The 12,662-nt window shown below is 60.2% G+C and carries 10 protein-coding genes; 5 read left to right on the top strand and 5 right to left on the bottom strand.

Translation table 11 applies throughout. From position 1 onward, the window contains the following. Positions 1-59: 59 nt before the first annotated feature. Together BKD70_RS05055 and BKD70_RS05050 are read right to left on the bottom strand one after the other, a co-directional pair. Positions 60-689, bottom strand: a complete 630-nt coding sequence (locus BKD70_RS05055) for a response regulator transcription factor (RefSeq protein WP_047277991.1) — start codon at positions 687-689, stop codon at positions 60-62. A gap of 19 nt (positions 690-708) precedes the next feature. Next, entirely contained in the window at positions 709-3,087 is a 2,379-nt protein-coding gene (locus tag BKD70_RS05050; RefSeq protein ID WP_047277994.1) for a PAS domain S-box protein, read from the bottom strand. Positions 3,088-3,161: 74 nt separating this feature from the next. On the opposite strand from BKD70_RS05050, the gene BKD70_RS05045 reads away from it, so the two are divergent. Beyond that, a complete protein-coding gene (locus BKD70_RS05045) occupies positions 3,162-4,160 on the top strand; it encodes an alpha/beta hydrolase family protein (RefSeq protein WP_047277997.1) in 999 nt (332 codons plus the stop codon). Positions 4,161-4,163: 3 nt separating this feature from the next. On the opposite strand, the gene BKD70_RS05040 is transcribed toward BKD70_RS05045, so the two are convergent. From BKD70_RS05040 to BKD70_RS05030, 3 genes are read right to left on the bottom strand one after another with little or no spacing between them, the layout of a single operon-like run. Then, entirely contained in the window at positions 4,164-4,928 is a 765-nt protein-coding gene (locus tag BKD70_RS05040) for a TerB family tellurite resistance protein (RefSeq protein ID WP_047277998.1), read from the bottom strand. Position 4,929: 1 nt separating this feature from the next. Continuing rightward, positions 4,930-5,601 (bottom strand): N-acetylmuramate alpha-1-phosphate uridylyltransferase MurU, encoded by a 672-nt coding sequence (gene murU / locus BKD70_RS05035; protein ID WP_047278000.1) that lies wholly within the window; start codon positions 5,599-5,601, stop codon positions 4,930-4,932. Continuing rightward, entirely contained in the window at positions 5,598-6,623 is a 1,026-nt protein-coding gene (locus BKD70_RS05030; protein WP_047278002.1) for an aminoglycoside phosphotransferase family protein, read from the bottom strand. The genes murU and BKD70_RS05030 overlap by 4 nt, the downstream gene beginning before the upstream one ends. Before the next feature lie 130 nt (positions 6,624-6,753). Here BKD70_RS05030 and BKD70_RS05025 point away from each other — a divergent pair, with 130 nt between their 5' ends. Genes BKD70_RS05025 through rsmA form a run of 4 tightly spaced genes read left to right on the top strand, consistent with a single transcriptional unit; the run spans position 6,754 to position 12,623 of the window. Continuing rightward, on the top strand, positions 6,754-9,507 hold the full coding sequence (locus BKD70_RS05025; protein WP_047278003.1) for an LPS-assembly protein LptD: 2,754 nt from the start codon (positions 6,754-6,756) through the stop codon (positions 9,505-9,507). After that, the gene (gene surA, locus BKD70_RS05020; RefSeq protein WP_169859664.1) at positions 9,482-10,822 is read left to right on the top strand and encodes a peptidylprolyl isomerase SurA; all 1,341 of its coding nucleotides are present in this window, start codon (positions 9,482-9,484) and stop codon (positions 10,820-10,822) included. The genes BKD70_RS05025 and surA overlap by 26 nt, the downstream gene beginning before the upstream one ends. Then, the gene (pdxA, locus tag BKD70_RS05015; protein WP_047278005.1) at positions 10,819-11,808 is read left to right on the top strand and encodes a 4-hydroxythreonine-4-phosphate dehydrogenase PdxA; all 990 of its coding nucleotides are present in this window, start codon (positions 10,819-10,821) and stop codon (positions 11,806-11,808) included. Before surA ends, pdxA begins: the two co-directional genes overlap by 4 nt. After that, positions 11,805-12,623 (top strand): 16S rRNA (adenine(1518)-N(6)/adenine(1519)-N(6))-dimethyltransferase RsmA, encoded by an 819-nt coding sequence (gene rsmA, locus BKD70_RS05010; RefSeq protein WP_047278008.1) that lies wholly within the window; start codon positions 11,805-11,807, stop codon positions 12,621-12,623. Before pdxA ends, rsmA begins: the two co-directional genes overlap by 4 nt. Positions 12,624-12,662 lie beyond the last annotated feature (39 nt).

The raw sequence follows: 12,662 nt of genomic DNA, 5'->3' as shown, positions 1-12,662 counted from the left end.
AGCGTCGCAAACAGGCATGCCCTGTCGCCGCGGCTCTAATGCTCGCGGCGCGTCAGCCGTTACACCAGCTTATGTTCCATGGCGTATTTCACCAGCTCGGCCAACGAGGTGACGTGAAGTTTTTGCATCAGCCGCGCTTTGTGGGTGCTGATGGTTTTGCTGCTCAGGGCCAACTGCTGGGCGATGTCATTCACGTTCACCCCTTGCGCCAGCCGTTCAAACACCGAGAATTCCCGTTCTGACAGCAGCGCATGCAGCGGACGCGCGTCAGTCAGGCCTACTTCAAAGACCATGCGGTCCGCCAGCTCGGGGTCGATGTAGCGCCCGCCTGCCGCCACTTTACGAATGGCCATGAGCAAGAGTGCCGGGTCGCTGTCCTTGGTCGCGTATCCGGCCGCGCCGAACTTCAACGCCCGCGCCGCCATCTGCGCCTCGTCGTGCATCGACAGCACCAGGATCGCGGGCGGGTTATTCAAGGCGCGGATGCGCGGGATCGCTTCCAGCCCGTTAACGCCGGGCATGGAGATGTCCAGCAGCACCACCTCGCACGGCACATGGCGCAGGGTTTCCAGCAATTGCTCGCCGTTGCTCGCCTCCCCCACCACCCGCAGGTCTTTGGCCAGGCCGATCAATTGCTTGATCCCCTCCCGCACAATGGTGTGGTCTTCAGCTACCAGTACACGGATCACAGACAACGTCTCCTCAAAGTCACAACGGCACCCGCACACTCAGGGTCGTGCCTTCGCCCGGCACACTGTGCACCGACAGCGTCCCGCCCATCATCAATACCCGCTCACGCATGCCCACCAGCCCGAAGGATGTCGGCCTGCCGGTAGCGGGAATAAACCCCTGGCCATCATCGCTGATGCTCAGGCACAGCGCATGCGCTTCAACACTCAGGGTTAACTCTACGGTTTGCGCCTGAGCATGACGCATCACGTTGGTCAGCGCCTCCTGCAAAATTCGGAACAGCCCGACTTCCTTGGCTGCACTCAGCGGTGGCAGATGCTCAGGAACCTGCACCAGACACGGAATGTGCGTACGCGCTTCAAAGCGCTGTGCTTGCCATTCGATGGCCGAACTGATGCCCGCATCCAAAATGGGCGGCCGCAGTGCTGTGGCCACATCGCGCACCAACTGGAACAACTGCGCGATGAGTTTTTTCATGCTGTTCAAGCGCTCACGCAGGCCGGGGTCCAGATCCGCGTAGGCCAACTCGCACATGGACGTTTCAAGTTTGAGCACGGTCAACATCTGCCCCAGCTCATCGTGCACTTCTCGGGCAATGCGCGCCTTTTCTTCTTCGCGCACGCTTTCAAGGTGCGCGGACAGTTCGCGCAGCTGGTCGCGAGAGCTGTCCAGCTCCAGCTCGATTCGCTTGCTTTCGCTGATGTCCCACACGATGCCGTCCCAGACCACGGTGCCATCTTGCAGGCGGCGGGTGATGGCCTTGATCTCGGCCCAGCGCTGCTCGCCTTCACGCGTGACAATCCGGCCCTGCCAAGACCAATCGCTGTCGCTGTCGAGCGCCTGGTCCTGCACGCGGTGGTAATCCGCTTTGTCGTCCGGGTGCACAAGGCTACGCAGACCGACTTCACGTTTACGCAACGTCGCGGGCGAGAACCCGGCCAGGCTTTCACTGCCTTCGCTGATGTAGGGGAAGTCCAACTCGCCCGTGAGCAACGAACGTTCCAGACGAAACACCAGCCCGGGGACGTTGGCCGCAATGCCTTGCAGGCGTGCATCACTTTCTTGCAGCGCGGCCTGCACGCGGCGGCGCTCGGTGATGTCATTGAGGTACACCACCAGGTATTCCGCCGCCTGAAAGCGCAAAAAACTGAGCGTGACGTCGGCCGGAAAGGTGCTGCCATCCGCCCGCACGCACTGCGTTTCAAACCGTTGCGCGCCCTCTTCACCGGCCCGCGCACGCTTCCACAACCCCAGCCAGCGGTCCATGCTCAGCCCCGGTTCGAATTCACTCAAGGGCCGCTCCAGCACAGCACCCGGCGCGCACCCGAGCATGTGCTCGGCGGCCAGGTTGGCGTAGCGCACGTGGCTGTCCCAATTGACCCACAAGATGCCAACCGGGCTGCGATCAATTGAAAACTGGGTCAGGCGCAAGGCTTCGGCACTGGCGGCGCGCAGGGCAATGTCTTCGCGCGCGCTAAGCAGGGCACGCTCCAGCGAGGTTTGCTGACGCCGCTGCCAGAACACAATCGCCATGCTCGCCAACAGCAAGGCACCGATCAACAGGCTGACATTCTGCCAAAAACCGGGGGACGGCCCGGCATGGGGATACTTGGGCTGCAACCAGCGCGCGTGCAATTGCTCCATGTCCCGCGCCGGGATGGCGTGCAAACCGCGCTCGACGATGCTGGCCAACTCCGGCCAGTCACGCCGGGTCGCCACGCGCAGCAACAGCGGCAAACCAATATCACCCACCACGGTCAACCCGGAGAACTCCGGTTCGATGGACAAGCGACTGAGCTGCGCTTCATCAATCACGGCGTAAGTGGCTTGCTGGCTCAGCAACAATTGCAGGGCCTGACGCTCCAACGGCACGCCCTGCACATTCAGGCCCGGATAGCTGGTGCGCAAGAACTCTGCCGTGCTGCCAGGCATGCGCACAGCCACGCGGGTCTGGCTGTCGAGCCGCTCCAGATCGACGGAGCCACTGCCGTCGCGCACGCCCACAATCAACTGCGGGACGCGCATGTAAGGGTCGGAGAATTGCCACAACCTCAACCCCGCGGGGGTTTGCAAAAGGCCCGGCACCAGGTCAATTTCCCCGGCCTGGGCGGCTTTTTCCAGTTGCGTCAGGTCCGGGTAATTGCGCCATCGCAACTCTACGTTAAGTGCCTGCGCCAGCCATTTCATCAGCTCCACATTGGCCCCGGACAACTGCTGCAAACGCTGGTCGAAGCGTGCGTAAGGGGCTTGCAACACCAGCCCCACGCGCAATTCCCGATGCTGCGACAGCCACTGCTGTTGCCCGGCACTCAATTGCGCCGCCGGCACAGGCGCTGCATGGCTCATCAAGGGCAGCCAGAACCAGCCGATAACTAACAGATAGCAAAAACGTGTCATCTGAACGCTCACACCCTGACAAATACGGATCAACCCTTTAGGCTGCCGGGATTACTTCTGGCCTGGAAAAAACGATGTCTTCTTACCGTCTGGCACTGCCAGCCCTGTGCCTGTCGTTGTTATTGCCCCTGGCGTTACCTGTTCAGGCGGACGACCCGGCGCCCGCCGCAGAACCCGCCCAACCCCAGCCCGTGGTGCGCGAGCCGCTGCCCGAGCGCAGCCAGGAAGACGCGGCCGCGCTGGAGCGGCAACTCCCGCCCCACGAGCAGCAACAGCTACAGGCCGGGGAAGTCAGCTTTCTCGCCCTCTGGAAGCCCGCCAATAACAGCGACCCCAGTGGGGCGGTGATTATCGTCCCCGGCGCTGGCGAAACCGCCGACTGGCCCATCGTTGTCGGCCCGCTGCGCAGCAAGCTGCCCGACGCCCGCTGGGCAAGTCTGAGCCTCAGTTTGCCGGACATGCAAAGCGAAGCCAGTCAGGCACGCACCGTCGAGCCAGAGAAATTGCCTACACCGCAAGCGCCAGACAGTAGCAGTAAAGACGCCAGCACCACAGCCAAACCTATCGAACAAGCCGCCAGTGTCGGCACCGAAAACCCGACACCGGACCTGACGCCAGTGGCGTCGCAGGAAGACATGAACAAGGCGGATGCCGAGCGGATTTTCGCCCGTATCGAGGCGGGCATTGCCTTCGCGCAGCAACAGAATGTGCGCAGCATTGTGCTGCTGGGGCACGGCACAGGCGCGTACTGGGCGGCACGCTATATCGCCGAGAAACAACCGGCGCAAGTGGGCAAACTGATCATGGTCGCCGCGCAGACACCGGTTCAGGCACAGGCGGACTTGAGCCAGATGACACCCAACCTGAAGGTGGCGCTGCTGGACGTGTTTTACAAAGACAATGCGCAACCGCGCAAAGCCGCCCTGGAACGGCTGCAAGCCAGCAAGCGGGTCAATGGCGGGAATTTCACTCAGGTCGGGTTGTCCGCGATGCCGGGCAATCGCGATGCCAGTCAAGAACAGTTGTATCGCCGTATTCGCGGCTGGCTCAGCCCGCAGCCTGTGGATAAGTAACGGTCAAAAACCGCGACGCTGCCGGATTAACGCGTAAGCGTGATGCAGCTCGCGGGTTTTCTCCGTGGCGTCGAGCACCTGAGCCGGACCGGCGCCTGAACCGGCCACCTTGTCGGGATGATGACGACTGAGCAAACGTCGGTAAGCCCGTTTGATGTAGGCCGGGTCGCTCTGATGGGTGACACCGAGTAGCGTGAGTGACTCCTGATAGGTGCCACCACGCGTGGCCAGCGGCTTTTTCTGCGGCTCATAATCGGCCCCCAGCGCTTGAATCTGTTGCGGGGTCCAGCCCAGCCATTTGCCCCACACCCCTATCAAGGCTCGCTCTTGAGCATCTACACGTCCGTCCGCCACGATCATCCGCCAGCAAGCGCGCAACACGCCTTCGGCCGCATGGGGTTGGGCCTTGAGCCGCCGCAAATAACCGCGTAACGAGTCGTTGCCAGACTTGCCCCGATTAAACGCAGCAATCGCTCGCTGCTGCGCGGGCGCGCTCATGTCGAGCAGGCGCATCTCTTGGCGTGCCTGCTCGATGTGCTTATCCACCACGCGCCCGCCGCTTTTGGCCAGACGGCCGAGCAACACGAACAACAGTTCGTCATTGCGCAGCGCAGCGCGACCGCCCAGGCGTTCGCGCAGATGGGCCCAGCTTTGCAGGTTCAGGCGCCGGTCCAGCGCCTGCCCCAACAACGCACCCAACATGGCCCCCGGAATGCTGGCAATCACAAACCCGCCTCCGGCGCCGATCAGCGTCCCTGGCCACAGCATCTTACTGAGCGCCCTTGATCAGGCCTTCGGCCTTAGCCAAACGCTCGTGTGTGCCTACATCCACCCAATGCCCTTGCAAATGCTCTCCTGTGACATGGCCTGCGGCCATGGCTGTACGTAATAAAGGCGCCAGCTTGAACGCGCCGGACTCACACCCGAGGAACAACGCCGGGCTCAACACGGCAATGCCGCTGTAAGTCAGCGCGGGGCCATCAGGTTGCGCATCCTGAACCTGCGATCCCATCAGGCAAAAATCACCCGTGGGGTGATGAGGCGGGTTATCGACCAGCACCAGATGCGCCAGACCGGCGCAAGGTTTGCGCAAGGCAGCAAAATCGTAGTCGGTCCAGATATCACCGTTCACCACCACGAACGGGTTATCGCCCAACAAGGGCAATGCTTTAAAAATCCCCCCGCCGGTTTCCAGTGGCTCGCCCTCGGCGGAGTACTGAATGCTCACCCCGAAGCGCGACCCGTCGCCCAGGTAATCTTCAATTTGCTGACCGAGCCAGGCGTGATTGATCACGATCTCGGTAAACCCTGCGGCCGCGAGCGCCCGCAGGTGGTACTCGATCAAAGGCACGCCGCCCGCACGGATCAAGGGCTTGGGCGTATGCAGGGTTAAAGGCCGCAGGCGCTCACCTTTGCCGGCGGCCAGAATCATCGCCTTCATGCCTGAGCCTCGACCGGCCCACGCAGACTGGCAAATAGCTCACCCAGCTCTGACAGTTCCGGGCGGCGGGCCAACACGGCTTCTATATAAGAGAAGAAACGCGGCACGTCGGCCAGATAACGTGGTTTGCCGTCGCGATGGCAAATCCGGGCAAAAATGCCGATCACTTTCAAATGCCGCTGCACACCCATCAGGTCACTGGCGCGCAGGAAGTCCTGCAGCACGGGCTGCACCGGGATCGCCAGATGACGCGCGTTTTCCCAGTACTGGGCCAGCCATTGCAGCACCCGCTCTTCGGGCCAACTGAGGAAGGCATCCTTGAACAGGCACGTGATGTCATAGGTCACCGGCCCGTACACCGCATCCTGGAAATCCAGCACGCCGGGGTTGGGGATGCTCAGCATCAGGTTGCGCGGCATAAAGTCGCGGTGCACCAGCACTTTGGGCTGCGCCAGCGCGCTGTCGATCAGCACATCGCTGACCCGCTGCCACTGCGCCTGCTGTTGCGCGTCCAGTTCGATCCCCAGATGACGGCGGACGTACCACTCAGGGAACAATTCCAGTTCGCGGCGCAGCAACGCCACATCATAACTGGGCAACGGGGCGGTCATGGGCAATTGCTGAAAAGCCAGCAAGGCTTCGATGGCATCGTCGAACAGTTCATCGGCGTTATCGTCATTAATAACGTCAAGAAAGGTTTTATTGCCCAGATCATTGAGCAAAAGAAACCCGCGATCGAGGTCCTGAGCAAAAATTTCCGGCACATTTATCTCGCTGATACGCAGCAATTGAGCGATATCGACGAAAGGTTTGCAGTTTTCCTGGGGCGGCGGCGCGTCCATCACGATAAAACTGCGACCCTCACCCTCCCAGCGAAAATACCGCCGAAAACTTGCGTCACTGCTGGCCGCAGTCAACGTGGCCGGGGGCACGGCGCCCCATCCGTTGTTTAAATACAGGGCTGACAATTGCTCATCGAGCCAAACTTTAAGGTGTTGCAAGCGTACATCTTGGTCAGGCATTACGTGGGTCTCCGACGGCCCTAGCCGTCAAGCGGGTCATGCTTTATTATCCAGCATCTTTTCCAGACCATCGAGAGGCGTGCGGCCCCCACCGCGGGCTGATGGCACGCAGGAAGCCCGGACTAATAAGATGGCATTGAAATCCCCCGCGTTTCGTAAAAAATTTCCGTTGCTGGTAACCGGCAGTTTGCTGGCCATGCAACCTCTAGCCACGCCTTTCGCTGTTGCCGAGGAGCAGTATGACTGTTCCGTGTCGGCTTCGGGCGGCTGGGACTGCGCACCGAAAGCGACCACGGCTCAATTGCCGCCGCGCCCGGTTCACAACGCCAACTCGGTGGGCGCCAATGGCGAACCCGTCGAGGAGGTCGCCCAGACCCCTTTGGTGACAGAAGCCAAGGGCCGTGGTCTCAAAGCGCGCAGTGCCGACTACAGTCACCTCGACTGGGTTCCGCGAGACAAGCTGACCCCCGCACAACTGGCCGAGACCGGCCCGTATTGCGCAGGCGCGTATGTCGAGCCGATCCGTCCGGGCATGAACGACCCGACCAGCAAAAGCGATGCGCCGACCTTTATCGGCGCCAAGGCTTCCCGCTACCAGCAGGAAGAACAGATCGCAACGCTGGCCGGTGACGTTGTCATGCGTCAGGGCAGCATGCAGATTGAGGCCGACGAAGCCAGCCTGTATCAGGCTGAAAACCGCGGCGAGCTCAATGGCAAAGTCCGCCTGCGCGACAACGGTGCACTGATCGTCGGCGATCACGCCGATGTGCAGCTCGACACCGGCGCGGCCAAGGTCGACAACGCTGAATACATCCTGCACAAGTCGCGCATTCGCGGCAGTGCGCTGTACGCCAAGCGCGGCGAAAACGCGATCATCCGCCTCAAGGATGGTACGTACACCACGTGCGAACCGAACAGCAACGCCTGGCAACTCAAGGGCAACAACATCACGTTGAACCCGGCCACCGGTTTCGGTACGGCAACCAACGTGACGTTACGGGTCAAAGACATTCCGGTCTTCTACACCCCGTACATCTACTTCCCGATCGACGATCGCCGTCAGTCCGGTTTCCTGCCGCCGTCGTTCAGCAGCAGCACCGACACCGGCTTTATGCTCGTGACCCCGTACTACTTCAACCTGGCGCCCAACTACGACGCCACGTTGTACCCGCGCTACATGACCAAACGCGGCTTGTTGATGGAAGGCGAATTCCGCTACCTCACCGAGTCCAGCGAAGGCCAGTTCGGTGCTGCTTACCTGAACGACAAGGACGACAAGCGTAAAGAGCAGACTGACTACAAAGACACCCGCTACATGCTCAACTGGCAGCACAAGGGTGGCCTGGACTCGCGCGTCCTGACCGAGGTCGACTACACCAAGATCAGCGATCCGTATTACTTCCAGGATCTTGAAACCGAACAGATCGGTATTGAAAGTCAAGACTACGTGAACCAGCAGGGTTCGGTGACGTACCGTGGCGACACGTTTAACGCGAAGTTGAATGCGCAGGCCTATCAAATGGCCACCGTGACGCAAATCACGCCTTACAACAAGCTGCCGCAAATCACTTTCAATGGTGCGCTGCCGTATCACCCGGGTGGTGTGAACTTTAACTACAACACCGAACTGGTACGGTTTGATCGTGACCTTGAAAACGGTGACTTCATCAACGAAGACGGCACCCCTGCTAAGCGGCTTGACACTAACGTCACAGGTTTGGCTCGAGCAAATGGCACACGTCTAAATCTTGCTCCAAGCATGAGCCTGCCGATGACAGCGAGCTATGGCTATGTCACGCCAACGCTCAAGTACATGTACACCCAGTACGATCTTGATCTGGATGGTACCGGCAAAGACTATTTGACAAAGACCGGGCAGAAATTTAACAGTTCCCAAAACCGCAGCGTGCCAATTGCCAGTATCGACAGCGGCCTTTACTTTGATCGCAACACTCAATGGTTCGGCACCAACTACCGTCAGACCCTCGAGCCGCGTGCGTTCTATCTGTACGTACCAGAACGCGACCAGACTGATATCCCGGTCTTCGACACAGGCGAAAGCACTTTCAGCTACGGCTCCCTGTGGCGGGACAACCGCTTCTCGGGCAGCGACCGTGTGGGCGACGAAAACAAACTGTCGCTGGGCCTGACCAGCCGCTGGATTGAAGAAAACGGCTTTGAGCGCCAGCGCATCAGCGTGGGCCAAGCCTATTACTTCAAAGATCGCAAAGTGCAAATGCCAGGTATTGAGGAGAACCGCGACGATTCCACCTCCAGCGTTTCGCCGTATGCACTTGAGTACGCCTACCGTTTCAACCGTGACTGGCGCGCAACCGCTGACTACAACTGGGACCCGGAAACCCGCAGCCCACGTTCTGGCAGCGCGATGATGCATTACCAGCCGGAAGACAATCCGAACAAAGTCGTCAACATTGGCTATCGCTATCGCAATGACCAGGTGCGCTACAACCAGTACACCGGTAAGTGGGAAATCGGCGGCGGTGACTTCGGTAAGAAAGGTGAACCTGGCTACATCAAGGACTACTACAAGATCCAGCAGCATGATTTCTCGGTTATCTGGCCGATCGTGCCGCAGTGGAACGTCATCAGCCGCTGGCAGTACGACTACAACCGTAACCGCACGCTGGAAGCCTTCGGTGGTTTCGAATACGACAACTGCTGCTGGAAACTTCGTCTGATCAACCGTTACTGGGTCGACAACGATGAGTACACCCAAGAAGCCCCGACCAACGAAAAGGGCGACCATGGTCTCTTCCTTCAAATTGTGCTGAAAGGTCTCGGTGGCGTTGTTGGCACCAAAGTAGAGAGCTTCCTCGACAAAGGCATCCAAGGTTATCGTGAACGTGAAGATCAAGCTTTCTGAGTGTTTGCGCCCGCTAGTGCTGGGCGCGTTGTTCCTGGGTACCGCGGCTCACGCCGCGGTTAAACCTCTCGACAAAATCGTTGCCATCGTTGACAACGACGTGATCATGCAGAGCCAACTGGACCAGCGTGTTCATGAAGTTCAGCAAACCATCGCCAAACGCGGTCAGGGCGTACCGCCTACCAGCGTGTTGGATCAGCAAGTGCTGGAGCGCCTGATCGTCGAGAACCTGCAATTGCAGCTCGGCGAGCGCATGGGCATTCGTATCACCGATGAAGAGCTGAACGATGCCGTGGCCACCATTGCCCAGCGCAATGGCATGACCATCGATCAGTTCCGCAGGGCCCTGGCACACGACGGTCTGTCTTATGAAGACGCCCGCGAGCAGATTCGCCGCGAAATGACGATCAGCCGTGTGCGCCAGCGTCGTGTGGCCGAGCGCATTCAGGTCACCGATCAGGAAGTGCAAAACTTCCTGAAATCGGACCTGGGCAAGATGCAGATGTCCGAAGAGTTCCAGTTGGCCAATATCCTGATTCCAACGCCTGAAAGCGCGAATTCGGAAGCCATCCAGAACGCCTACAAGCAAGCGGTTGATGTCTACAACCAACTGAAGAAAGGCGCCGACTTCGGCCAGATGGCGATTGCCCGTTCGGGCAGCGACACTGCTCTGGAAGGTGGCGACATGGGCTGGCGTAAAGCAGCTCAACTGCCACCTCCGTTTGACAGCCTGCTCAGCAAAATGCCGGTTGGCGAAATCACCGAGCCCATTCGTACACCGGGCGGCTTCATCATCCTTAAGCTCAATGCCAAGCGCGGCGGCCAGTCAGTGGTAGTGGACGAAGTACATGTTCGTCACATCCTGATCAAGCCAAGCGAAATCCGCACTGAAGCGCAGACCGAAGCCCTGATCAACAAAATCCACGACCGCATCGAAGCGGGCGAAGATTTTGCCACCCTGGCAAAAACCTACTCCGAAGACCCGGGCTCGGCACTTAACGGCGGCGATTTGAATTGGGTCAACCCCAACTCACTGGTTCCCGAGTTCCGTGCCGCCATGTCCGACACGCCTCAAGGCGTATTGTCCAAACCGTTCAAGACTCAATACGGCTGGCATGTGCTGGAAGTACTCGGTCGCCGCGCCACGGACAGCACCTCTCAAGCGCGTGAGCAACAGGCCATGAACGCCTTGCGCAACCGTAAGTACGACGAAGAGCTGCAAAGCTGGTTGCGTCAGATCCGTGACGAAGCCTACGTAGAGATCAAACTGCCCGGCGCGAACTCGGACGAGAGCGCAAGCCAGGCGGCTCAGTGAACACCCAGCGGTTTGCACTGACACCCGGCGAACCGGCAGGCATAGGTCCAGACCTGTGCCTGCTGCTCGCTTCGCAACACCAGCCCCATCCCCTGATTGCCATCACCAGCTGCGACCTGCTCTCTGAGCGGGCCGCCCAGCTGGGGGTGGACGTCAACCTGCTGCCCGTCGTGCCGGGGCAATGGCCCGAACAACCGGCGCCCGCAGGCAGCTTGTATGTGTGGGATACCCCACTGAGCGCTGCGGTGACGCCCGGCGTACTGGACAAGGCCAATGCCGCCTTTGTGCTGCACACGTTGACCCGCGCCGCCCAAGGCTGTGTGGACGGCGACTTCGCGGGCATGATTACCGCCCCTGTCCACAAGGGCGTTATCAATGAAGCCGGCATCCCGTTTTCCGGTCATACCGAATTCCTCGCCGACCTGACCCGCACCGAACAGGTTGTGATGATGCTCGCCACCCGCGGCCTTCGCGTGGCGCTTGTCACCACACACTTGCCGCTGCGTCAGGTCGCGGATGCAATCACCCCCGAACGCCTGATGCGGGTGACGCGGATTCTGCACGCCGACCTGCAACAAAAATTCGGCATTGCCCAACCGCGAATCCTGGTGTGCGGGCTCAACCCCCATGCGGGCGAAGGCGGACATTTGGGCCATGAAGAAATCGACATTATCGAACCCACCCTGGAGCTTCTGCGCAGCGAGGGCATGGACCTGCGTGGCCCGCTGCCTGCCGACACTCTGTTTACCCCCAAATATCTGGAGCACTGTGACGCAGTGCTGGCGATGTACCACGACCAAGGCCTGCCCGTGCTGAAGTACAAAGGGTTTGGCGCCGCCGTCAACATCACCCTGGGCTTGCCGATCATCCGCACCTCTGTTGACCATGGCACTGCCCTGGATCTGGCAGGCAGCGGCAAGATCGACACCGGCAGCCTGCAAGTCGCCCTGGAAACCGCCTACCAGATGGCCGAGACCCGTTTATGAACGAGCAATACCAACACAAGGCGCGTAAGCGCTTTGGTCAAAACTTCCTGCACGATGCTGGTGTTATCGACCGCATCCTGCGCGCCATCAATGCCAAGGCAGGCGATCGCCTGCTGGAGATCGGCCCGGGCCAGGGCGCATTGACTGAAGGCATCCTCCACAGTGGCGGCCAGCTTGACGTGGTCGAACTGGACAAAGACCTGATCCCGATCCTGAACCAACAGTTCGCAGGCATGAGCAACTTCAACCTGCATCAGGGCGACGCCCTCAAGTTCGACTTCAACACACTGGGCGCGGCACCCCGCACCCTGCGTGTGGTCGGCAACCTGCCGTACAACATCTCCACGCCGCTGATTTTTCACCTGTTGAAAAACGCCGAATTGATCCGCGACATGCACTTCATGCTGCAAAAAGAAGTGGTTGAGCGTATGGCCGCAGGTCCGGGCGGTGGCGACTGGGGCCGTCTGTCGATCATGGTTCAGTACCATTGCCGCGTGGAACACCTGTTCAACGTCGGGCCGGGCGCCTTCAACCCGCCGCCCAAAGTCGACTCGGCCATTGTGCGTCTGGTGCCACACGAGACCCTGCCGCACCCGGCCAAGGACCATCGTTTGCTGGAGCGCGTCGTGCGCGAGGCCTTTAACCAGCGTCGCAAAACGTTGCGCAACACCCTCAAAGCCTTGCTGAGCAACGCTGAAATCGAAGCCGCGGGCGTCGATGGCAGCAAGCGTCCCGAACAACTCGACCTGGCAGCCTTTGTGCGCCTGGCCGACAAACTAAGCGAGCAAGCCGTCCCAGCGCCCGCTGCCGACTGACCGTCCTTACAAATCGGGTACTGGCCGCATCTGGCCTAG

The sequence above is a fragment of the Pseudomonas sp. BS-2016 genome (assembly GCF_001806145.1).
GTDB lineage: Bacteria > Pseudomonadota > Gammaproteobacteria > Pseudomonadales > Pseudomonadaceae > Aquipseudomonas > Aquipseudomonas lundensis.
The sequence above is the reverse complement of the archived record's forward strand: the minus strand, read 5'-3'. Positions and strand labels throughout refer to the sequence as shown.

Bases quoted from the DNA above. Each gene is read 5' to 3' on its own strand.
- BKD70_RS05050 (WP_047277994.1), bottom strand. From the start codon at position 3,087: ATGACACGTTTTTGCTATCTGTTAGTTATCGGCTGGTTCTGGCTGCCC.
- BKD70_RS05045 (WP_047277997.1), top strand. From the start codon at position 3,162: ATGTCTTCTTACCGTCTGGCACTGCCAGCCCTGTGCCTGTCGTTGTTA.
- BKD70_RS05040 (WP_047277998.1), bottom strand. From the start codon at position 4,928: ATGCTGTGGCCAGGGACGCTGATCGGCGCCGGAGGCGGGTTTGTGATT.
- murU (WP_047278000.1), bottom strand. From the start codon at position 5,601: ATGAAGGCGATGATTCTGGCCGCCGGCAAAGGTGAGCGCCTGCGGCCT.
- BKD70_RS05030 (WP_047278002.1), bottom strand. From the start codon at position 6,623: ATGCCTGACCAAGATGTACGCTTGCAACACCTTAAAGTTTGGCTCGAT.
- BKD70_RS05025 (WP_047278003.1), top strand. From the start codon at position 6,754: ATGGCATTGAAATCCCCCGCGTTTCGTAAAAAATTTCCGTTGCTGGTA.
- rsmA (WP_047278008.1), top strand. From the start codon at position 11,805: ATGAACGAGCAATACCAACACAAGGCGCGTAAGCGCTTTGGTCAAAAC.